The organism is Citreicoccus inhibens (assembly GCF_019039035.1).
Taxonomy (GTDB): domain Bacteria; phylum Myxococcota; class Myxococcia; order Myxococcales; family Myxococcaceae; genus Citreicoccus; species Citreicoccus inhibens.
Genome location: NZ_JAHNZT010000003.1, coordinates 63298 through 85541, shown reverse-complemented (window position 1 = coordinate 85541; position 22244 = coordinate 63298). Strand labels below are relative to the sequence as shown.

Here is a 22244-nt window from a genome sequence, read left to right as displayed (position 1 = left end):
GCGCGCCGCGATGGCGCGCCGGGTGTGTGGATACAAGAGACCCCTGACATCCTCTCGCCCCAGAGCGAGAAGGCTCAGCCGCGCTGGAGCGTAGGGCGACGTGTCGGGGCGGACTACGCGCCCGAGACGGTGAGCTGCCGGAAGCGGACAGTGGGCGCGCCCACGGGGCCGCCGCGGAACTGGAGGTCGCTGGCCACCGCGTCCAGGTCGGTCAGCATCTGGAGCAGGTTGCCCGCCACGGTGACCTCCTGCACGGGATGCGTCAGCTCGCCCTTGTGGATCCACAGGCCGGTGGCCCCGGCGGACAGGTCTCCGGACACCGGATCCGCGCCGTGCCCCAGGAGCGCCGTCACGTAGAGGCCCTGATCCACCTCGCGGATCAGCTCCTCGGGCGCGCGCTGGCCCGGCTCCAGGTAGAGGTTGGTGGTGCCGATGCCCGGCAGCGCGTTGTAGCCACGCGCCGCGTTGCCCGTGGTGCGCGCCTTGGCCTTGCGAGCCGTGAACGCGTCGTAGAGGAAGTGGGTGAGCACGCCCTGATCCAGGATGGGCGTGCGCCGCGTGGGCACGCCTTCGCCGTCGAACGGCGTGGTGGCGAGGCCGCGCGCGAGCAGGCCGTCATCCACCAGCGTCACATGCGAGCCCGCCAGCCGCTTGCCCTTGAGCGACGCCAGCACGCTGGCCTTCTGGTGCACGGCATTGCCGTCCGCGGCGGTGGCGAGGTTGCCCACGAAGGAAGCGGCCACCAGCGGATCAAACAGCACTGGCACCTGCTGTGTCTTCACCTGTCGGGCGCCCAGCATCCGGACCGCCCGGCGCGCGGCCTCGCGGCCGATGGACTCGGGCGACTCCAGGTCGTCGAGGAAGCGCTTGTAGTCCAGCCAGTAGCCCGTCTGGAGCTGGCCCGCCTCCGAGGCCACTGGCACCGCGACGATGTACACGTAGGTGCCGCTGTGGCTCCCGGTCATGCCCTCGCTGGAGGCCAGGTAGACCTCCGTCACGAAGTCACCGGCGGACACCGAGTCGAACGTGGCCACGCGAGCGTCCTCGTCGCGCCCGGCCTTCTCGGCCTCGAGGGCGGCGCGAATCTTCCAATCGCCGGCGAGCCCCGCCACCTTCGGGTCGAAGAGGGGGCCTGGATCCACGGACTTGCCCAGCTCGTTGCGCGTGGGCAGTCCGTTGAGCTTGTTGGGGGCGGCGGCCTCGGCCAACTGCACGGCGAGGTCCGCGACGCGGTCCAAGCCGGAGGGCGTGAAGTCGGACGTGAAGGCGAAGCCCAGCCGGTCCTTGACGATGACGCGGACGCCCACGCCCTTGCTGGTGGCCTCGGTGAGGTCCTCCACCTGGCCCTCGCGCACGCGGACGCTGCTCTGGCGGCCCACCTCGAGGAACGCCTCGGCCTGCTGGGCGCCCTTCTTCTTCGCGCGCTGGACGACCTTCTTCGCGAGCTGCTCGTAGTTGCTCATGGTCGACGTCTCCCTTTCCGTCCGGCCTCAGCCGACCCGCGTGCCGCCCACCGTCACGTTGTCGATTCGCACCGTGGGCAGCCCCACGCCCACCGGCAGCATCTGCCCGTCCTTCACACAGACGCCCATGCCCGGATCCGGGCGCGGATCGCACCCCACGCGCGTGACGTTCTTCAGCGCCTCGGGTCCCACGCCCACGAGGATGGCGTTCTTCACCGGGCGGCCCAGCTTGCCGTCCTCGATTTGATAGGCCTCGCTCACCTCGAAGACGAAGTTGCCGTTGCTGATGTCCACCTGTCCGCCGCCGAAGGTGGCGCAGTACAGCCCGCGCTTCACCTCGCCGAGGATGTCCTCGGGCGCGTGGTCTCCGGGGGCCAGGAACGTGTTCGTCATGCGGGGCAGGGGCATGCTCTTGAACGTCTCGCGGCGTCCGCTGCCCGTGGATCGCTGGCCCATCAACTTCGCGTTGAGCGAGTCATAGAGGTAGCCCTTCAGGACGCCCTTCTCGATGAGGACCTTGCGCTCGGCGGGCGTGCCCTCGTCGTCGACGTTGATGGAGCCGCGGGCGCTCGCCACCGTGCCGTCGTCGATGACCGTCACGAGCTCCGAGGCGACCTTCTCGCCCAGCTTCCCAGCGAAGAGGGACGTGCCCTTGCGGATGAAGTCCGCCTCCAGGCCGTGGCCCACCGCCTCATGCAGGAGGATGCCGCTCCAGCCCGGCGCGAGCACCACCGTCTGCGGACCCGCCGCGCAGTCCACCGCGCCCAACGTGGCGACGGCCTGCCGGGCCGCCTCGCGGGCGACCTCCTCGGGCGGGTGCAGGTCCCAGTGCGTGAAGGGCACCCGGCCGCCGCCGCCGTACATGCCCGTGCGCCGCTCGTTGCCCTTGCCCAGCGCCACCACGTGCACCGCCAGCCGGCACAGGTCCTGGGTGTCCTCGCAGTAGTGGCCGTTCGTGTTCGCCACGGCGATGCGCCGCGTCTGGTCCACGTAGGTGGCGTTCACCTGCTGGATGCGCGAGTCGAAGCCGCGCGCCGCCCGGTCCGCGCGGGTCAGCAGCTTCGTCTTGAGCGCCACCGCCACGTCCTCCAGCGGCGTGGCCACCCGGTAGTGGCTGGGCACTGGCGCGCGGTGCACCGGGAACGCGCGCTCGGCGCCGCCCCCCTGGGCAATCATCGCGGCGGTCCGGGCCGCGCGCACCAGGGCGGGCTCGTCCCAGTCGTCCGAGTAGGCGTAGCCCACCTTGGCCCCGGCGATGACTCGGACGCCCACGCCCTGCACCAGGCCCACCTGGGCGCTCCGGATGCGCGACTCCTCCAGGACCACCGCCGTGGTGGAGGTCCGCTCGACGTAGACCTCGGCGAAGTCCCCTCCGCGCGCCATGGCCTCGGCCAGGAGGCGCTCGAGCAACCCCGAGGGCAGCAGCGGGGCGGGCGCGGGTTGCCGCGTCGCCAGCGGGGCGAGCTGCGAGGGGCGGGCGCGCCGTGGCGGGGCTGATGCTCGGGGCATGATCGGACTCTCCCAGGGTGAAGGGTGGGGTGCGAAGTACCTACATAGGAGGCACGGCGCCCCGGTTCAACGGACAAGGGGGGCCAGTCTTCCTGGAGGGACGGGCCTGTCCGCATTCCCACCGTGGGGGCGGCAATCTAAGATGCCCGCCGCTTCAACCTGGAACCTGCACATGCCTCCTCGTCGTCCCCCACCTTCGTCTCGCGCGGGCACCGGCCGTCCGGATGGCGCGCCGGCGGAACGCAGACCCAAGCCCGCGGCCTCGGGCCGTGCCTCCCGTCCGGCGCCGGAGGAGGAGGACTGGTCCGCGCCCGAGTCGGAGGATGGGGGCTCGGACGAGGCCCGACCGGAGCTGTACGGCGAGGACGACTCCCAGCGTTCGCTCACCGGCGAGACGCGGGTGGCCTCCGTGGAGGTGCTGCGCGAGGAGGCGTCCGAGGGCCCGGAGGACGAGGACGACAACTCCGACGCCACGCGCGCGGGGCCTCCTGTCTTGGTGGAGTCCCTGGAGGGGCCGGACAAGGGCCGCAAGAAGCGCTTCCAGGGCGTGCGGCTGGTGGTGGGGCGCGGCAAGGACTGCGACTTCGTCCTCACGGACCAGTCGGTGTCCCGGCGTCACCTGGAGTTCGTGTACGGCGAGAAGGGCGTCGTCATGCGCGACCTGGGCAGCGTCAGCGGCACCAAGGTCAATGATCAGCGCGTGGACGAATGCCTGCTGAAGCACGGCGACGAGATCGCCGTGGGCAAGACGCGCCTGCGCTTCGTGGACGAGGCCGAGCAGATCAAGGAGCTGCGCGCCAAGGCGGACAGCGAGAAGGATGCGCCGCCCAAGGAGAAGCCCGCTCCGGCCAAGGAGGGGGGACGGGCCTCGGGCGCGGCGCGCGGCTCGGACGTGGATCCGAATGATCCGCGCTTCAACGAGGCGACCAACGCCAACTACAAGCTCTCGGACCTGATGCGGCCAGGCGCGCAGTCGCAGGACAGGGCCGCGGGTGGGGCGAGCAAGTCGCGACCGCCGGCGCGCTCCGTCAGTCGGACGCCGCAGGGGATGGACCCGAAGATGAAGCTCTTCGCCATCGGCGGCGGCGTGGTCGTGCTGCTGCTGGTGATGGGCCTCGTGTTCGCGAAGCAGGACCCGCCACCTCCGCCGCCTCCGGACCCGAAGATCGCCAAGTCCACCCAGCTCATGCAGCGGGCCCGCGAGTCGGTTCGCAGCGGTGAGTTCGCGGACGCGGTGCGCTTCGTGGATGAGGCGGAGAAGCTCAACCCCGGCGTGGACGTGGACGGGCTGGGCAAGGCCGCTCGCAAGCAGCAGGCGGTGGCCGAGGCGCTGGAGCAGGCGCGCGCGCTCATCGGCGAGAACAAGTTCGAGGAGGCGCGGGCGAAGCTGGCCGCGGCGCCCCAGGGCACGGCGAAGAGCGACGAGGAGAAGACCCATCTGGAGACCGAGCTCCAGGAGAAGGAGGGCCAGTTCTTCGTGTCGCAGACGGACGCGGCGCTCGCGTCGAGGGACCCGGAGGCGGTGCGCCCGCTCCTCGCGAAGCTCCCCGAGAACGCCCGGCCCATCTACCAGCAGAAGCTGACGGACCTGGAGGCGGAGCTGGCGAAGGAGGCGACGGACGCGGCCCGGCAGACGCGCATCCGCAACGCGAGCGCGGCGGACTCGGCCAAGCGGCGGCGCGAGGAGCAGGTCGCCGAGGCCTTCATCGACGTGGAGCGGCGCTTCAACGGCGGAGACTTCCAGCGCGCGGTGTTGGAGTGCGACCGCGTGGTGGACAAGAACAAGGCGGACAAGGACATCCGCGACCGGGCGCGCGACCTCAAGCGCCTCATCCCGCTGTTCAAGACGGCGTTCGAGGACGGTCAGCGCAAGTACCAGTCCGGTGCGTTGGAGGCCGCGGTGAAGCCGCTGCGCCGCGCCGCCGAGCTGTACCGGCAGATTGGCTTCAGCGGCTCGCTGGTGAACTCCATCGACGAGCAGCTGGCCTCGGCGTCCGTGTCCGCGGGGCAGGCCGCGTTGAAGCGCGGAGACCTGGGCGCGGCGTCCACCCACTTCCGCGAGGCGCTGCGCCTCAACCCGGGCGACTCGCGCGCGCGGGACGGGCTCAGCACGCTCCAGAAGCGGGTGGAGGAGCTGTTCCTCCAGGCGTACATCCAGCGGGACAGGGATCCGCAGGCCGCCACGGAGAAGTTCAAGATCGTCATCGAGGCGTCCGCGGAGGACGCGGACGTCAAGCGCAAGGCCGAGATGTACCTGGGCGAGATGCAGCCGAAGTCGGGAGAGTGACACGTGCGCGGTGCGCAGGCTGGGATGATGCAGACAGGGCGAGAGGTTCGGGATGAGTGAGTCGTCGCTGCGTGAACTCGGGGTGGACCTCATCGAGGAGCGCCAGTTCGAGCGCGCCCTCGCGGTGTTCGCGGAGGCGGTGCGCCGTGTTCCGGCGGACCATCGCTCGCGCATGCTGGCGGCGCGGTGCCTGGCTGAGCTGGGCGAGCGCGAGCGCGCCGTCACCGCGTACCACGCGTGCGCGGAAGGGCTCCTGCGCCGCGACTACCTGCTGAGCGCCATCGCGGCCTGCAAGCTGGGGCTGGAGCTGTCGCCCTCGGAGCGGCGGCTGAAGGACACGCTCGTGCGCGTCCACTCGCGCGCCGCGCGCAGTGCTCCGGGGCGCGCGGCCGTGCCTCCACCGCTGCCGCCCGAGGTGCTCTACGACGGCAAGGTGGACACGGACCTCATGGGCTTGATGGGCGAGGAGCTGTCCTCGCGCGCCATCGAGGTGCTCGCCGCGCCGGATCCGGGGGGCGTCGCGGATCCGCATGGCCGTCCGCCGCTGCCGCTGTTCGCGGACCTGGGCCGCGACGCGTTCATCGACCTGGTGGCCCGCATGGGCTGGCGCGTCGTCAAGCCGGACGAGGTCATCATCCACGAGGGTGAGCCGAACGACCACCTGCATGTCATCGTCGCCGGCAAGTCGGAGGTGACGCGCCGGGTGGAGGGCGAGGCGCGCACCCTGGGCTTCCTGGGCGGCGGCTCCATCTTCGGAGAAATCTCGCTGCTCACCGGCGCGCCGCCCACGGCCACGGTCACCGCGGTGTCCGACGCGGAGGTCTTCGAGATCCGCCGTGAGCACCTCAACGCGGTGGCCAAGAGCCACCCGGACGTGCCGCAGGTGCTGGCGGACTTCGCGCAGCAGCGCATGGCCCGCAACCTGATGGCCACCTCGCCCATGTTCCAGCAGCTCCCGGAGTCGGAGCGCGGCGCGATGCTCCAGCGCTTCACCTTCCGAGCCCTCCAGGCGCGCGAGAAGGTGCTCGTGGAAGGTGAGCACTCACCGGGCCTGTTCCTGGTGCTGGCCGGCGAGCTGGTGGTGCAGAAGGAGGACCCCGCTGGCGGCGTGGTGACGCTGGGCGTGCTGCGCGAGGGCGACGTAGCGGGAGAAATCTCCCTGCTCACGGGCCTGCGTGCCACGGCCACGGTGGTGGCCACGCGCAAGACGGCGGCGGCCTCGCTGGATCGCGGCGCCTTCCACGAACTGGTGAAGGCCTTCCCGCACATCCGCACGTACCTGGAGCAGCTCTCGGATCGCCGGCTGAAGCAGATTGGCGAGGCGCTGCGGCCCGCGGAGATCATCGACGCGGACGAACTGGTGGTGGAGCCGGACACCGAGGCGGGAGTGGCGTGAGATGGTGACGGTGACGCGCTCGCGCGTGGTGGCGGGTGGGTTGGCGCTGGTGGCGGCTTTCCTCGTGCTGTGCTTCTGGCCGCGCGAGGAGCCCGGGGTGAAGGACGCCATTACCCGGCAAATCATCAACATGACCCGCGCCGCCGAGGAGAAGAACGTCGGCGCGGTGATGGAGGGCGTCTCCGAGCGCTTCAAGACGACGGACGGCTGGAACCGCCAGGACGTGCACCGCATCCTGGCGGCGCAAGTCCTCCGCGGCCAATGGGTGCGCATCTTCACCACGGACATCGACGTGCACGAGGTGTCACCCACGCAGGGCGACTTCCGCGCGCGCTTCATCTTCGGCCGCTCGCAGGCGGACAAGCTGGAGGACCTGGCCCGAGAGAGCGTCCTCAACGCCTACGCCATCGAGGGCACGTTCGAGAAGGAAGCCGACGGAGCGTGGCGCGTGGTGAAGGCGAAGCACCGCCAGTTGGACCCGGCGGAGCTACTGTAGCGTCGCCGCCGTCTGCGTCACCCAGGCCTTGGCCATGTTGGCCTGCCCGGCGGCCTCCAGCCGCTGGCGCACCGCCTCGATGCGCGAGGCGAGCTGGGCGCGGGGCGTTCCCTGCGCCCGCGCTCGCACCAGCCCGAAGTAGTGGTGCTGGCAACCCGCCGCGAAGTCGCCCTGGGCGAAGAGCAGGTCGCCCATCGCCGCGTAGGCCGCTGGCAGCGTGCCCGCGCCTGTTTCCGGTGCGACCGCGGCCAGCAGCGGTCTGGCTCCCGCGTAGTCCTTGCGCGCGAGCAGCAGCGCGCCCTTCGCGTACTGCGCTCGGGCCATGCCCACGCCGCGCACCGCGAGCGCCTGCTCGTAGGCGGCGAGCGCGTCGTCCTGTTTCCCCGCGGCCTCCAACACGCCGCCGCGCGCCAGCCAGTAGCGATCATCCCGGCTCAGGGCGGCCACGGGCTTGCCATCCGCCAGCGTCACCTTCACGTCCTTGAACGTCGTCGCGTAGGCGTCGAGCAGGGCCAGCGCGCCGGCGCCGTCTCCCGCGGACTGGAGCGCGCGGGCTCCCTCCACATAGGGCAGGGGAGCGGTGCGTCGCGCGGCCACCGCGGCCTCGAAGGCGGCTCGGGCCTCGGGTGACTTCCTGGCGGCGAGCACGCGGGCCCGGGTGAAGAGGGCGAAGCGCTCATCGGCGCGCGCCCGGATCGCCTGGTCCGCCGCGCCCAGGGCCTCCTCCATCGCGCCCTTCGCCAGGGCCAGCTCCGCCTGGAGCGCCTCGGCCCGGGCCTGGAGCGTGGGCGTCAGCTCTCGGCCGCGTCCACGCACGTCCGCGAGCGTGGGCTCGGCGCTCTCCCGGGGCTGGCCTGCATACAGTCGCGCCAGCGCGGCCGTCACGCGCGACAGGAGATGATCCGGGTTCGCAGTGGTGGCGCGCGAGAAGGCCTCCACGGCCTGGGTGTACTGGCCTTCGTCCAAGAGGGCCTCGCCGTACGCGGTCGCGAAGCGAGGGTCCTTCCACGACGCATCCGCCGCGCGGGCATAGGCCTGCCGCGCGCCCGCCAGGTCCCCCTTGAGCTGGAGGACCCGGGCCTGCGCCAGCGTCAGCCGAGGGCTGTTCGCCCCTTGGGTCCGAAGCTCCTCCAGCAGCCGCTCCGCTTCCGCCGTCTTGCCCTCGGCGAGCAGGAGCTGCGCGCGCGCGCCGTAGCGCTCGCCGGAGCGAGCGCCCAGCGCCTCCGCCCGCTCCAGGTGCTCTCGAGCCCTCGCATCCGCTCCGGGTTGCCGATGCTCCAGCCACAGCTCCGCCTGCACGTCGGCGGCGAGCGCCTGGGCGTCCCGCATGTCGGCGTTGAGGGCGAAGAGCGCGTCCAACTGCTGCATCGCCACCGCGAGGTCCGCCGGGTTGTCCCGCTGCGCCGCCGCGCGCGCCATGCGCAGGTGTGTTTCGGTCTCCTGCCGCACCTGGCCGCGATGGACGCCGTAAGTCACCCCGCCGGCCAGCAGCGCCGCCACCACGCCAATCTGGGCCAGCGCGCTTCCCAGGCTCTCGCGCCGCGGGCCCCCGTTGCGCCCCTTGCCGCCTGCCGTGTCCATGGGACGCCCCTCTCCCGCGCGAAAATTGAATGGTTTCGGACGGTTATGATGACTATACGAGATGCACTGATATGTCTGGCTTCCGTGGGTGTCAACGCCGGGAGCCGGTGGGGCATCCGCTCGGGAGGTGCGCGATGGCGGTGTACACGACACTCTCGGCCGAGGCGTTCGCGCGGGTGGCCGAGGCGTTCGAGCTGGGGGCGGTGCGGACGGTCACTCCCATCCCGCAAGGCTCCATCAACACGAACCACCGCCTGGACACGGAGCGTGGTCGCTACTTCGTCCGTCACACGACGGTGCGCAGCGAGGCGGACCTGCGCTTCGAGGCCGCGCTCCTGGCGCACCTGTCCCAGTTCCACTTCCCGTCACCGGTGTTGCTGTCCACGCGCGAGGGTGCGGACTTCCTGCCCCTGGAGGGCGGGCGCATCAGCGTCTTTCGCTGGCTGGTGGGCGAGGAGCTGCGACGCGAGCAGCTCACCCCCGAGCATGTGGAGCGCCTGGGCCTGGAGCTGGGCAAGCTGCACCGCGCCACCCAGTCCTTCAGCGCCTCGCGGGACAACCCCTACGGCCCCACGCAGGTGAGCGGCTGGCTGGAAGGGCTGCGCCAGCGGCCCGAGCCCGAACTGGCGCAGGCGGCGCGAGAGCTGACCGCGCTGCTCGCGCGCGCCGAGTCCGAGCGCCAGGGCCTGGAGCCCCTGGGGGTCATCCACACGGACCTCTTCCTGGACAACGTGAAGTGGCTCGGGGAGCGGGTGGGGGCGTTCTTCGACTTCGAGATGGCCTGCCGCGAGGCGTACACGCTCGACGTGGCCATCACGCTCAACGCCTGGTGCTTTGACGGGGCCTACCAGCCGGAGCTGTGCCGGGCGCTGGTGCGCGGCTACCAGGACGCGCGCCCGCTGGCCGAGGTCGAGCGCGCCAGCCTCTACGGCCACGCGCTCTTCGGCGCCGTGCGCTTCACGGCCAGCCGCATCCGGGACTACCACCTGTCCCCGCTGCCGCCGGACAAGCTGACGCCCAAGGACTACCGCACCTACTTGTCCCGGGCGCGGACGCTGGCGGCCCTCGGCCCCCAGGGACTGCGTGACCTCGTGGGGGCCTGAGGGGCGCGCCTTCCGGCACTAGATGCCGGAGACAATCTTCCACTGGCCATCCACGCGCTGGAAGACCATCTGCTTGAGCTCCGAGTCCTGATCCGCGCGCGGCGTCAGGCCCGGCAGGCGCCAGCTCGCCTTCCAGTAGTAGACGGCGGCGGCCACGTCGCCCGCGTCGTTGAACTCCACGCGGCGCACGTTCATCTCCACCTTCGGGTCCTTGATCTTCTGGAACAGGGCCTGGAGGTGCGGCTGGAGGTTGGCGTAGGTGAGGTCGTCCTCGGGGTCCTCGGTGCCCGCGTCATCGTGGAACTTCGGGGACACGAGCGCGACGATGGCCTTGGCGTCCAGCGCCTCGAGCGCGGCCCGGTAGCGCTCCATCTCCTGAAGGATGGCGCGCGTCTCGGACGTGTCGCTGATGTTGGTGCCGGGGATGCGCTTCGGGGCGCACGCGGCCAGCAGGGACAGGCAGCAGACGACGAGGAAGCGTTTGTGCATGACGGGGCCTTATGGGGTGAACCACACGGGTGTCAACCCATTCCCTGGCCCCACAGGCTGCCTCGTCGCTCGCCTCAGGCGGCCTTGCGGATGACCTCGGCGATGAAGCGGTTGAGGACGGGAATCTCGTTGTCGAGAATCTTCAGGCCCTCGGCCTGGATGATCTTCTCGCCGATGAGCGCCAGCGGCTTCATCAGGAAGGGCAGCTTGAGGGAGATTTCGCCGTCGAGCGAGCGCTCCGTCTGCCCATTGCCCAGGTCTCGGAAGCGCAGCACGCCCGTGTTCACCAGCATCTTGGAGATGGTGCCGGAGGTGGGCACGTTGGAGAACGACAGCTCCTTCTTGCGCTTGTCGTAGGCGGACGTCTCGATGAAGGCGAACCACTCGGGCGGGACCTGCTTGGGCCCGATGGACGAGATGACGGGCTTGGGGCGGTAGCGCACCTTGCGGCGCACCACGTTGCCCTCGTCCTTCACCTCCAGGGGCTGCAGCTCCAGCAGCACGCCGTGGTGCTTGAGGAGGAAGTCGAAGTAGCGCGCGTCGAGCAGCGCGTTCTCCACCTCCGTCACCGACCCCTGGATCCGCTGCCTCGTCTCGAATCGCATGCCCTGCCTCCTGCGGGTGTAGGCAATGTCGCGCCCGTGGCGCGGGCGCCAGCGTCTAGCGGAAAGCCTGGCGCGGCACCAGAGGTCCGCGGAAGGTGGTTTCCTCGAAATCACACCGAGCCTGCCATTCGGACGCCGCCAGACGGAACGCCGGCCCATAGTCGGGAACCGAACCGAGCGCGTGCCGCACCGCGCCGCAATCTCCCGCCAGGTACGCCGTCTCGATGCTCAGCCGCCACGCCTCGCGACGCAGGGCCTCGGGCAGTACGTCCAGCGCCAGGGCGCGTTGCAGGTGCTCGGCGGCCAGCGCGGGCGCGCCGGCTTGTCCCAACCTCCGCCCCAGCAGGTAGTGCAGGTACGCGTCTTGAGGCGCCCCCTGGAGCGCGCGCGACAGGAGCAGCAGGCGCAGCTCCTCGCGGGGCGCGCGGAAGTACGCGGTGATGGGTTCGCGCAGCCCGGGGGTGTCCAGCGCGGCCAGCTTCACCTGCGCGGTGCGAGTGGGGTCGGGGCCCGCGTCCAGCGTGAGCACGCGCTGCAGGAAGCCGCGCGCGGTGTCGGGCTGCTCCTGGCGGAGGGCCACGTCGGCGCGGGCCAGGGCCACGTCGGCGGCGAGCGCGGGCCGGTCCTTCACCTGCTCCGCCAGCGCGCTCAGCACCGAGGCCGCCTCGTCCGAGCGCTCCAGCGCGTCCAGGGCCACCGCCTGTCCCAGCCGGTACGTGGGCTCCTCGGGCTGAAGCTCCGCTGCGCGCGCGTAGCGTCGCAGCGCGTCCTCGGGGTCGCTCGCCAGCGCGTCGCGGGCGGTGTCGGCCAGTCGGGCCACCTCGCGCGCGCAGGCCCGGGAGAAGAGGCTGCCGGTGCGGAAGCGAGCGAAGGCGCGCGCCACCGCCGAGGCATCCAAAGGCAGCGCGTCCACGTAGCGCTCCCACTCGGACACCAGCTCGTCCAGGGGCCGCCCGTAGGCGCCCGCGAAGTCCGCATGCGCATAGGCCGCGAGCAGCTTGGGCGCGCCGTAGGTGTCCGCGAGGTAGCGCAGGAACGAGCCCGCCACGGTGTACGCGCGCGCGGGCGCGGATTGGTAGAAGCCCTCGGGGCCCATCAGCTTGCGCATGTCCGGCGCCAGCTTCTGCTTGCGCATGCCCGCGGCCCACTGGTGCAGCGTCAGGTCGCCCTGGACGGGATCATCCGCGGCCACCGCGAGCCCCTCGATGACGCCCATCAGCGGCCAGACGCCCAGCCGCGTGGTGACGTGGAAGAAGCCGCTGCCCGCGGGGCCCGCCATGACGTGCGCCAGCTCGTGGTGCAGCGTGCTGTGCGGGAAGGGCCGGTCCTGGATGTGCAGCTCGCGCCGCCACGGCTTGGCGAACTGCGTGCGCCCCGCGCCCACCAGCCGCTGCTTCTCGTCCTCGGAGCGGTAGAGCCACACGGTGACGCGGCCCTCGGGCGCCACGCCCAGGAAGCGCGACAGCTGCGCGTAGCGGAACTCCAGGTCGCGCGCCATCCGGTCCATGTCCTCGCGCGCCTTGCCTCGTGGGTAGTGCAGCACGAAGTGGTCCGTCTCGCGCACGCCGCCGAGCTGCTCCGCCAGATAGCCGTCCGTCATGCGCAGGCCCAGCTGCGGCCCGTGGCGCTCCATCCCCCCGATGCTGGCCGCCGCCAGCGCGACGAGCACCAGGGCCCCCGCGCTCCGGGGGCGTCCCAGCCGCCCCGTCTTCGCGTCCAGCAGCGCCGCGGCGAGGCTCGCGAGCAGCACGGCCCACAGCAGGGTCTCCAGGCGGAACCAGCCCAGCGCGGGCGTGATGTGGAGCGCCTCGTCGTACAGCGGCCCGGGCAGGTGTCCCAGGAAGTGGTTGAAGGCGAACACCTGGGGGCCGGCCACCAGCGGCCACGCCGTGGCCACCGCCGAGCCGAGCACCAGCAGGGTGTACACGCCCACCGCCCCCCTGGGGCGGCGCGCCGCGAGGCCCGAGAAGACGCCAGCCGCCGCGGCCAGGAGGGCGGTGGGCAGGGTGAGCAGGGGATAGAAGCCCACCAGCTCGAAGGGGTCGCACGCGGTGCGCAGCCGCGCGAAGAGCGTGGCGCACACGAAGGGGGGCACCAGCACCGCGACGTTGAGCAGGGCACTGGCCCCCCAGACGCGCAGCACGGTGACGGCGGAGGAGGTGGCGGGTTCGACCCCGGCGGGCCGGGGTCCCGTCGCCTGGAGGACGCGGCGCTCCTGGAACGCCGCGGCGATGCCCGTGCCACCTCCGAGCAGGCCCCCGGCGATGGAGAGGGCCAGCCCCAGCTCGAAGCCGGGCACCTCGAAGAGCGGGGCGAGCACGAGCGCCGAGCCACCCCCGGCGAGCAGCAGGACGATGGCCAGGACGGCCGGGCGGGCCAGCAGGCCCCGGGCGCGAAGGAGGACTTGCCGCATGGCGTCCCCTATACTCCCCGCCAGCATGTCCGAACAGAAGAGCGGATCCGACCTGCGCCAGCACGGGCGCGCCCCAATCGAGCTCAAGGTCGATTACAAGAAACTCAACTCCTTCTTCGCCGACTACACGAAGAACATCAGCAAGGGGGGGACGTTCATCAAGACGAAGAAGCCGCTGCCCATCGGCACGCGCTTCCTCTTCAAGCTGACGGTGCCCCAGCGCGAGGCCCCCTTCGAGCTGCTCGGCGAGGTCGTCTGGTCCAAGGCGGATGGCGAGGAGCCCGGCATGGGCATCCGGTTCATCTACAGCAGCGAGTCCCAGCGCGTGGACTTCGAGACGCTCGTCGAGCGGCTGATGTCGGACAGCCTGGGCTCGGACCTGACCGAGAAGCTGCTCAACAAGCCCCTGCACCCCCAGCACCCATGACGCGCTCGCTTCGTGCCGTGGCCCTGGGCGCCGCGTTGCTCGGCGTGCCTGGCTGCCAGGAGGCCCCGGCCGCGCCGCCGCCCCGGCCCGCCGCCCCGCGCCCCGCCTCGAAGGACCTCTCCGCGGAGGACTATGTGATGCCAGCGCTGCCGCGCGCGGCCGTGCGGCTGAAGGACGCCTTCGGGGGCGTGCACCGCGTGGAGGTGGAGGTGGCCGCCACGGCGGATGCTCGCACCCGCGGCCTGATGTGGCGCAAGTCGCTGCCCGCCGGCCAGGGCATGCTCTTCATCTTCCCCGAGGAAGAGGTCCAGAGCTTCTGGATGCGCAACACGCTCATCCCGCTGGACATGCTGTTCATCAACGCCGAGCGCCGCGTGGTGGGCATCATCGAGCGCGCGGAGCCGCGCACGCTCACGGGCCGCTCGGTGGGTGTCCCGGGCCTGTACGTGCTGGAGGTTCCCGGCGGGTGGTGCCAGTCCGTGGGCGTGGCGCGCGGTGGCACCGTGGAGTTCGAAGGACTGGGCGGCGTGCACGCTGAACCCTGAGTGAGAACGTCACGCGCGGTCGCCGGGTTGTCACCTTCCCGGCGTCCCCGTGATGAACAAGTCACCGCCCGCAGCGACCGTTCGCCACATGGCCTCCCCAGGATGCGCCCCGCGTCACGCCACGCGGCGAGGCGCTCATCCTCTGGAGGTTTCGGTTCATGTCTTCACGTCTCGTGGGGCTCGCCACCGCGGCGCTGCTCCTGGGCAGCACCACGGCCCTGGTGGGCTGCGAAGGAGAGAAGGGCCCGAAGGGAGATACGGGCGTCGCCGGTCCCCAGGGGCCCCAGGGGCCCACCGCCGTCATTCCCGACGCGGGCGTCCCGGACCCGGGCCCCGGCGCGCTCGCCTCGGCGCATGTGGCCGCGCATCAGGCCGGCACGCCACACGCCGACCGCGTCATCTTCTTCCTCGGCGACGGCATGGGCATCCCCGTCGTCACCGCCGCGCGCATCTTCGCCCGGGGCGAGGACGGCGAGCTGACCCTGGACACGCTGCCCGAGACGGGCTTCGTGCGCACGTACTCGCGCGACTCGCGCGTGACGGACAGCGCGCCGTCCATGTCCGCGTACATGACGGGCGTGAAGATGAACAACGACGTCCTCTCGATGTCGCCGGAGACCGCGTTCAACGGCAAGGGCTCCGCCGTGCCCACGTTCCTCGAGTGGGCCGAGGCCGCCGGCTGGTCCACCGGCGTCGTCACCACCACGCGCGTGACGCACGCGACGCCCGCCGCCACGTACTCGCACATCAGCAACCGCGACCTGGAGGAGGCCATCGCGCAGCAGCTCGTCCCGGGCGCGCCGGGCTCCAACTCCAGCCTGGGAGATGGCCTGGAGGTCATCCTCGGCGGTGGCAGCAAGCAGTTCACCACGCGCGCGGACAAGCGTGACCTGGTGGCCGAGCTGAAGGCCCGGGGCTACGGCTACGTCACGCAGGCCGCGCAGCTCCAGGACCTGCCGCTCTCCGGCGAGCCGAAGCAGAAGGTGCTCGGCCTCTTCACCGAGAGCCACATGTCCTACGAGCTGAACCGCGACCCGGCCAGGGAGCCGAGCCTCGCGCAGATGGCCGTCAAGGCGGTGCAGGTCCTCGACCAGAACCCCAAGGGCTTCTTCCTCATGGTGGAGGGCGGGCGCATCGACCACGCGCTGCACGAGACGACGGCGAAGAAGGCGCTGAAGGACACGGTGGCCTTCGACGAGGCGCTCGCGGCGGTGCTGGCCGAGGTGAAGAAGAAGGATCCGACCCTGGCGCACACGCTCGTGGTCCTCACCTCGGACCATGACCACACGCTCGTGCACCTGGGCTACGCGAAGCGCACGGGCGCCACCACGGCGACGAACGCGGGCGTGCTGGGCCTCGTGCGCAACTACGCCGGCGCGGCGGAGGGCGCGCCCACGCTGGATGCGGACGGCCAGCCGTACACCATCCTCGGCTTTGGCAACGGCGAGCGCCGGGTCATGGGCTCGCGCGCCTTCGCGCCCACGCTCACCGAGGACCTGACCGCGGGCGACGAGTACCACCAGGAGGCCGCCATCCACATGCCCACCGGCGCCGAGACGCACGGCGGCACCGACGTCACCATCCGCGCCGTGGGCTTCGGCTCCGAGCAGTTCCACGGCTTCATGACCAACACCGAGGTCTTCGGCCTCCTTCGCAACGCCTCCAAGCTGTGACGCGGACAAAGGGAATCGCAGCCATGAACCTCAAGAACACGCTGCTCGCCGGGGGCGCCGCCCTGGCCCTGGTGGCCGCTCCCGCGCACGCCGCGGGCAAGGCGAAGAACGTCATCTTCTTCCTCGGCGACGGGATGGGCCCCACCACCGTCACCGCCACGCGCATCTACGTCTACGGCGAGGCGGGCAGGCTGAACATGGAGAAGCTGCCGCGCACGGCCCTCATCAAGACGTACTCGCTGGATGCGCAGACCACCGACAGCGCGCCGTCCATGTCCGCGTACATGACGGGCGTGAAGATGCGCAATGAAGTGCTGTCCATGAGCGCGGAGACCGTCGCGCGCGTCGAGGCGGACGGCCACTGCGCCGCCACGGGCAACGGCGCGCCGGTGCGCACCTTCCTGGAGCTGGCCAAGGCCGCGGGCAAGGCGGTGGGCTCCATCACCACGACGGAGCTGACGCACGCGACGCCCGCCGCCACGTACTCGCACATCTGCCATCGCGACCTCGCGTATGACATCGCGGCGCAGGCGGTGCCGGGTGGGGCGGGCGCGAACCCCTCGCTGGGCACCGGCGTGGACGTGCTGATGGGCGGTGGCGCGAACCACTGGACGCCCGTCAACGCCACCACCAACCCGAAGGGCCGACCGGATGGGCGCGACCTCACCGAGGAGCTGCGCGCCCAGGGCTACACCTACGTGAAGGATGCGACGGGCCTGCGCACGCTGCCGTCGACGACCACGAAGCTGTTCGGCCTGTTCTCCGCCACCAGCCACATGAACTACGAGCTGGACCGAGACGCGACGAAGGAGCCGAGCCTCGCGGAGATGACGGTGGCCGCCATCCAGGTCCTGAAGAAGGCCTCGGCGGCGGACAACGATGACCAGGGCTTCTTCCTCATGGTGGAGGGCGGGCGCATCGACCACGCGCTGCACGGCACGCAGGTGCAGAAGGCGCTCGGAGACGCGGCCGCGTTCGACGCCGCCATCAAGGCCGCGGTGGACAGCGTGGACCTGAGCAACACGCTCATCGTCGTGACGGCGGACCATGACCACACCCTGGCGATGAACGGCTATGGCCAGCGCGGGCAGGGGACGCACGTGGTGGACGTGGTGCGTGACCCGGCCACGGGCACGCCGCTGGTGGATGGGGATGGTTATCCCTATCCGACGCTGGTGTTCGGCAATGGGCCCAACCGGCCGCTCGTGCGCTCCAGTACGGACACGGTGAACGTGCTCGACAAGAACTTCACGCACCTGTCGGCCGTGCGCGTCGCCAGCGAGACGCACGGTGGTGGCGATGTGATGTTGATGGCGGGCGGCGCGGACGCGGAGCTGTTCAAGGGCACGCTCGACAACACGCGCGTGTTCCAGCTCCTGAAGACGGCGGCGGGGCTGTAGTCATGCGTCGCGTCGCGTTGCTGCTGGTGGGGGGGCTCCTCGGGTGGGCCGCGTGCGCGGAGCCTCCTCGGGCTCCGGGCAGCGAGCCCGCCGTGGCGGTGCTCATCTCGCACGAGGAGCTGGGAGTCCGACCGGATGGGGTGACGCAGGTGCTCCGCTATCAGGAGCGCGTGCTGCGGCGGGACGGTCAGCTGTGGTCGGAGCGGGTGCTGGATGGGCGCGTGCCCGCGGTAGCCCATCCCGAGTCGCGGCGCGACGTGCATGACTGGAGCGTGGTGCCGCGCTGGGTGTCACGCGAGGCCGATGGGCGGGTGCGCCTGCGCTTCGTCCTCGCGGACTCCCGCGAGGTGGTGGAGGTGGAGCCCCCGGAGTACGACTCCGTGGGCTTCACGCCCGCATGGGATGAGCTGTCCCATCAAGTCTCCAACGCGGTGCTCGCGAGGCTCACGCCCTCGTCGCGCCCCGATGCCCCCGAGGGGGCACGGTGGTTGGAGGCCACCACGGCGGACCGCTACCTCCGGGTGTTGTGGAGTGACACGCTCGCCCTCGCGCTGGAGATGGAGTCCGGTCGCAAGGATGGGACTGCGCTGCATCGCGCCAAGGTCCAACTGGAAGCGCTCCCCGCGACGGCACCTTGGGAGTCGACTCGCGCTTTCGCTCGCAAGGACATCAACGATTATCGTGACTGAGATGAGCCGATAAATCTTCTTGAACTCGTTTCGCGTTGATACGCTCCGGGTGTTTCACCACACACCCGGAGACGGTATGTCCATTGGAGTGAAGCGAGTCGCGGCGGTCCTGGCGTGCGCAGCGGGCTTGATGCTGGGAGCTTGTGGCGGGGCGGCGACGGAAGACGCGCAGGGGGCCCCGGTGGCGACGCAGGAGTCCGCCATCATCGTGGGCGGCTCCGAGGTCAGCCAGGTGTATTACTCGGATTCGACGTACACGGTGCAGGTCGGCTGGGCCCTCACGAAGTGTGACGGCACGTACAAGCTGGAAGGCTATCGCACGCAGTACGTCAGGACGGCTGTCTATCATTGCTGAGTCGTTCACCGAGCCCCCCTTCCCAGACAGGAGGGGGTGCTTGGGTCGTCACGAAGTCCCGTGCGCGCGGGCGGCCAGCTCGGCGATGCGCAGGATGAGCTGCCGCATGGTCACGGTGCCCAGGAACGCACCGGCCGCGTCCGTGATGACGATGGGGTCCTGGGTCGCTGGCATCGCCCGCGCCAGCGCCAGGGGCATGAGCGCGCAGACCGACATGTCCTCTTCGGCGATCAACGGTGCGGGGTGCGCGTCCGCGCGGGCCTCGAAGCGCTGACGGGTGATCAACCCGTGCGGCTGGTCGTCCTTCAGCAGGACGACATGCTCCAGGCCTGGCGTCTGGTGGAACAGGGCCGCGAGGGCCGAATCCGTCGCGGGCGCCTGCGCGCTGGCGCACCGGACCGCGAGGCTGCCCACGGTGTCATCGCCCGAGGACGCGCGGTGGTGCAGCGCGCGCATGGTGCCGTGGCGTCGCCGCTCGAAGTCCTCCTCGGGGAGTGGCGGCGTGGGCGCGGGGCGCGCGAGCAGGAAGCCCTGCGCGTGTCGGATTCCCAAGCGCAGCAGTACCGCCAGCTCGTCCCAGGACTCCACTCCCTCCGCGATGAGCGTGGCGCCCACGTTGGCGGCGAAGGCGACCAGGGACTTCACCAGATGTTGAAGGTACGCATGGTGGTGGATGTCGCGCACCAGCGCTTGATCCAACTTGATGAAGTCCGGCGCGCTGTGCACCAGCGTCACCAGCCCCGAGTGCCCCGCGCCGAAGTCATCCAACGCGATGCCGAAGCCTCGCGTCGCGAGCGCCCGTGCGAGGCGCCTCAACTGCGCGGTGTCTTCGAAGGCGCCCTTCTCGGTGATCTCCAGCACGAACTGTCTTGGGTGCAGTCCGTGTTGCTGGACCACGGCTTCGAGGGTGGCGTCGGCGAAGCGCGCGTCGGCGAGGACCTCGGGGCTGACGTTGAAGAAGAACGGCGCGCGGCGGTGGCATTCGGGAAGCGCGGCGATGCGGCGGAGCGCGGAGCGCCAGCAGGCGTCCTCGACCTCGAAGGTGAGTCCCTCGTGGCGGGCGCGGGCGAAGAAGTCGAGAGGGGACTCCGAGGAGCCCTCGCCTCGGGACAGCACCTCATGGCCCACGATGTTGCCGGTCCGCAGGTCCACGATGGGCTGGAACACGGACGCGATCCGAGGCTCGTCTCCGCGCCACAGCCAGGACTGCGCCGGGGCGACCGGGGGGGAGCGGGGTGGGTTCATGTCCGAAAGATGTAGCCGAAAGTCCTCCGTGCTTCAGGGACCCTCGTGTCACGAGCAGCCACGCGAGCATGGCGCTGGCGTCACGCCCGCATCACGGCGACCAGGTCAGCGCCTGCGCGCGCGGTGGCTCCCTGAACCACCGCGGAGGACTACTCCACCTCGCGCTATCGCTCGGTCAACGGGCGCTGTTCCGCGCCGCTCGGGGCGGCGTCGGAGATGGGTTCCACGGGGGCGGGCGCAGCCGGAGGGGGCACGGCCACCGGTGAGCCCCCGGCCGTGGCGGCCAATGTCTCCCCGGGCGCCTCCATGACCGGGGCCGCGGGCACCTGGGCGAGCGTGGCCTGGGCCGCCACGGTGTCCAGCGCATGCCCTTCCTCCCACTGCGCGGACGAGAGCGAGCGGAAGCGTCGGGCCAGCGCGGCCAACTCCGCGGCCTTGAGTTGGGCATGTCCGCTGCGCAGCGACAGGAGCGCCACGCGAGCGCGCTCCAACAAGGCGACCTCCGCGCGCAGCTTCGCGAGGATTCGCTCGCGGCGCTGCCTGAGTTCACCCAGCCGCTCCACCTCTTCGCCGAGCGACTGCGCCGCGAGCTCGAGCTGCCGACGCGCCACCGGATCCGTGCTGGCGCGAGCGCTGCGCTCCAATCCGTCTCGCTCCGCTTGGAGCTCCGCCTGGGCGCGCTCCTCGAGCTGCGCCTCCACGCCCGCCCACTCCGAGGCCAGCTCCACCGCGCCGCGCGTGATGCGCGCCAGCGTGCGAGCCAGCTCCTCGCGGGCCGGCTCGCGCGGGAGCTTCGCGAGGGACTCGCCGCAATGGCGATAGAGGCTGAGGGCGCGCTCGGCCAGCGTCCGGAAGTCTCCGGCGAGCTGGGGCAGCAGCTCCTCGGCGCGCGCCTCGACAGGGTCGGCGGACAACCCGACGTGCGCGGCGATGGCGCTCAGGCCCACGAACAGGCCGAGGATTCCACCGGTGAGGCTCGCGCTGAGCAGCGCGGGCGTGGCCACGTCCGCGAGGCGCGAGGCGAAGACGTTCGCGACCTCGGTGCCCGCCAGGGTGAGGCCCGCGGCGAGGAACGCCCCGAGCGAGAAGTGCAGCAGGGTAGGGCGGGCCTCGGCCACCTGCCCCTCTTCGCCCCGCTCGTTGAGTCGCGCGCGCACCAGCAGGGCACCCGCCGCGGCGGCGCTGATGGCCAGCGTCCACCCCGGCGTCATGCCCAGCGCGTAGGGCAGGGAGGTGAGCACGACCCCCAGGCCCGCCACGAGGGCCCGGTCCCACTTGTCCCCCTGGGCACAGGCGAGCACCACCGCGACGGGGACCCACCAGGACAGCGGCAGGGGGAGCCCCACCCGGCCGGTGGCGAACTGGAGCAGGCCCGCGCCGGCGCCCGCCGCGAGGGCGCGCGTCACGGTGCGCTCGAAAGCTTCTCGGTGATGGAACTGCAGCACGGTGGCACTCATCGGTCGCCCCTGGAACAGCGTGGCGTCAGGCCAGGAATTCCACCTGGAACGCGTGACCGAATTAAAAGGTCTGCCGATGAGTGCTCCCCCCATCCCCCAGACGATGCGCGCCCTGGTGTTGACCGCCTACGACGGCCGCCCCGAGTCGCTGCGGGTCCAATCGCGTCCGGTTCCCAGGCCCGGACCGGGACAGGTGCTGGTGCGGCTGGCCGCCTCGCCCATCAACCCCTCGGACCTGATGTTCGTGCGAGGGCGCTACGGTGTCCGCAAGTCGCTGCCCGTGGTGCCGGGCTTCGAGGGCAGCGGGACGGTGGTGGCGGCGGGAGGTGTCGCGGGGCGGCTGCTCGTGGGACGCCGCGTCGCGTGTCTGGCGCCGCTGGACGGCGAGGGGCTGTGGGCGGAGTACGCGGTGGTGCCCCTGCCGCAGTGTCTGCCTTTGCGCGCGCGCATGAGCGACGAGCAGGGCTCCACGCTCTTCATCAATCCGCTGACGGCGTGGGCGCTGTTGGACAGAGCGCGGCAGGAGGGCCATGGCGCGCTGGCGCAGACGGCGGCGGCGAGCGCGCTGGGGCGCATGTTGGCCACGCTGGCCCGGCGTCGCGGACTGCCCATGGTGCACGTGGTGCGTCGTCCCGAGCAGGTGCAGGTGCTGCGCGCGCTGGGCGCCGAGCACGTGCTGAGCAGCGCGGAGCCCGAGTTCGACGAGCGACTGCGGCTCCTGTTCCACGAGCTGCGCGTGACGCTGGCGTTCGACGCGGTGGGCGGTCACCTCACGGGGCGCCTCTTGAGCGCGATGCCGGACGGCGGAACGGTGACGGTCTACGGCGCGCTGGCGGAGCAGGAGTGCCGCATCGACCCCGGAGACTTCATCTTCCACGACAAGAAGGTGGACGGCTTCTGGCTGGCGCGTTGGGGGCGTGGCCGCTTCGGACGCGAGCAGCTCCGGGCGCTCGTGGGCGCGGCGACGCTGATGGGCAAGGCCTTGGAGACGCCCCTCCGCGCGAGCCTGCCCCTGGAGTCCGCGGGCGAAGCGCTGCGCATCGCCTCCTCGGACATGACGAGCGGCAAGGTGCTCTTCGCGCCGAGCCTCGACGGTGGCGCGCAGTCCTGA

At 71.3% G+C, this 22244-nt stretch carries 19 protein-coding genes; 11 read left to right on the top strand and 8 right to left on the bottom strand.

Features of this window, described 5'->3' with window-relative positions:
* Positions 1-113: 113 nt before the first annotated feature.
* A complete protein-coding gene (locus KRR26_RS04945; protein WP_120201292.1) occupies positions 114-1463 on the bottom strand; it encodes a TldD/PmbA family protein in 1350 nt (449 codons plus the stop codon).
* A gap of 27 nt (positions 1464-1490) precedes the next feature.
* A complete protein-coding gene (locus KRR26_RS04940) occupies positions 1491-2972 on the bottom strand; it encodes a TldD/PmbA family protein (protein ID WP_217079231.1) in 1482 nt (493 codons plus the stop codon).
* A gap of 172 nt (positions 2973-3144) precedes the next feature.
* On the opposite strand from KRR26_RS04940, the gene KRR26_RS04935 reads away from it, so the two are divergent.
* The 3 genes from KRR26_RS04935 to KRR26_RS04925 are packed head-to-tail and all read left to right on the top strand — an operon-like array spanning position 3145 to position 7151.
* The gene (locus KRR26_RS04935; RefSeq protein ID WP_120201288.1) at positions 3145-5259 is read left to right on the top strand and encodes an FHA domain-containing protein; all 2115 of its coding nucleotides are present in this window, start codon (positions 3145-3147) and stop codon (positions 5257-5259) included.
* Positions 5260-5311: 52 nt separating this feature from the next.
* On the top strand, positions 5312-6655 hold the full coding sequence (locus KRR26_RS04930; protein ID WP_120201286.1) for a cyclic nucleotide-binding domain-containing protein: 1344 nt from the start codon (positions 5312-5314) through the stop codon (positions 6653-6655).
* A 1-nt stretch (position 6656) separates the two neighbouring features.
* On the top strand, positions 6657-7151 hold the full coding sequence (locus KRR26_RS04925; protein WP_217079230.1) for a hypothetical protein: 495 nt from the start codon (positions 6657-6659) through the stop codon (positions 7149-7151).
* Here the strand turns inward: KRR26_RS04925 and KRR26_RS04920 are convergent.
* Positions 7143-8732: a tetratricopeptide repeat protein gene (locus KRR26_RS04920; RefSeq protein WP_217079229.1), complete on the bottom strand. Its 1590-nt coding sequence runs from the start codon at positions 8730-8732 to the stop codon at positions 7143-7145. The genes KRR26_RS04925 and KRR26_RS04920 overlap by 9 nt on opposite strands.
* Positions 8733-8866: 134 nt before the next feature.
* Here KRR26_RS04920 and KRR26_RS04915 point away from each other — a divergent pair, with 134 nt between their 5' ends.
* Positions 8867-9835 carry a homoserine kinase gene (locus KRR26_RS04915; RefSeq protein WP_120201281.1) on the top strand — a complete coding sequence of 323 codons (969 nt, stop codon included), beginning with the start codon at positions 8867-8869 and terminating at the stop codon, positions 9833-9835.
* Positions 9836-9853: 18 nt separating this feature from the next.
* Here the strand turns inward: KRR26_RS04915 and KRR26_RS04910 are convergent, their stop codons facing one another.
* The 3 genes from KRR26_RS04910 to KRR26_RS04900 form a co-directional block, all read right to left on the bottom strand.
* The gene (locus KRR26_RS04910; RefSeq protein ID WP_120201279.1) at positions 9854-10324 is read right to left on the bottom strand and encodes a YybH family protein; all 471 of its coding nucleotides are present in this window, start codon (positions 10322-10324) and stop codon (positions 9854-9856) included.
* A 74-nt stretch (positions 10325-10398) separates the two neighbouring features.
* Positions 10399-10929 carry a hypothetical protein gene (locus tag KRR26_RS04905; protein WP_120201277.1) on the bottom strand — a complete coding sequence of 177 codons (531 nt, stop codon included), beginning with the start codon at positions 10927-10929 and terminating at the stop codon, positions 10399-10401.
* A 55-nt stretch (positions 10930-10984) separates the two neighbouring features.
* On the bottom strand, positions 10985-13342 hold the full coding sequence (locus KRR26_RS04900) for a hypothetical protein (RefSeq protein WP_217079228.1): 2358 nt from the start codon (positions 13340-13342) through the stop codon (positions 10985-10987).
* 25 nt (positions 13343-13367) lie between these two features.
* Between KRR26_RS04900 and KRR26_RS04895 the strand changes: the two genes are divergently transcribed.
* The 6 genes from KRR26_RS04895 to KRR26_RS04870 all read left to right on the top strand — a co-directional run bounded on the left by KRR26_RS04895 (position 13368) and on the right by KRR26_RS04870 (position 18431).
* Positions 13368-13769, top strand: a complete 402-nt coding sequence (locus KRR26_RS04895) for a TIGR02266 family protein (protein WP_120201273.1) — start codon at positions 13368-13370, stop codon at positions 13767-13769.
* Positions 13766-14314 (top strand): DUF192 domain-containing protein, encoded by a 549-nt coding sequence (locus KRR26_RS04890; RefSeq protein WP_120201271.1) that lies wholly within the window; start codon positions 13766-13768, stop codon positions 14312-14314. The genes KRR26_RS04895 and KRR26_RS04890 overlap by 4 nt, the downstream gene beginning before the upstream one ends.
* A 158-nt stretch (positions 14315-14472) precedes the next feature.
* The gene (locus KRR26_RS04885) at positions 14473-15987 is read left to right on the top strand and encodes an alkaline phosphatase (protein WP_217079227.1); all 1515 of its coding nucleotides are present in this window, start codon (positions 14473-14475) and stop codon (positions 15985-15987) included.
* 23 nt (positions 15988-16010) lie between these two features.
* Positions 16011-17387 (top strand): alkaline phosphatase, encoded by a 1377-nt coding sequence (locus KRR26_RS04880; RefSeq protein ID WP_120201269.1) that lies wholly within the window; start codon positions 16011-16013, stop codon positions 17385-17387.
* 2 nt (positions 17388-17389) lie between these two features.
* Positions 17390-18076, top strand: a complete 687-nt coding sequence (locus KRR26_RS04875) for a hypothetical protein (RefSeq protein ID WP_120201267.1) — start codon at positions 17390-17392, stop codon at positions 18074-18076.
* Between the two features lie 76 nt (positions 18077-18152).
* Positions 18153-18431 (top strand): hypothetical protein, encoded by a 279-nt coding sequence (locus KRR26_RS04870; protein ID WP_120201265.1) that lies wholly within the window; start codon positions 18153-18155, stop codon positions 18429-18431.
* A gap of 48 nt (positions 18432-18479) precedes the next feature.
* Here KRR26_RS04870 and KRR26_RS04865 read toward each other — a convergent pair whose 3' ends face one another.
* Positions 18480-19598, bottom strand: coding sequence for an EAL domain-containing protein (locus KRR26_RS04865; protein WP_328707058.1), 1119 nt, complete (start codon positions 19596-19598; stop codon positions 18480-18482).
* Positions 19599-19840: 242 nt separating this feature from the next.
* Complete coding sequence (locus KRR26_RS04860) at positions 19841-21133, bottom strand: coiled-coil domain-containing protein (RefSeq protein ID WP_236068319.1); 1293 nt, start codon at positions 21131-21133, stop codon at positions 19841-19843.
* A gap of 76 nt (positions 21134-21209) precedes the next feature.
* On the opposite strand from KRR26_RS04860, the gene KRR26_RS04855 reads away from it, so the two are divergent.
* Positions 21210-22244 (top strand): zinc-binding dehydrogenase, encoded by a 1035-nt coding sequence (locus tag KRR26_RS04855; RefSeq protein ID WP_236068318.1) that lies wholly within the window; start codon positions 21210-21212, stop codon positions 22242-22244.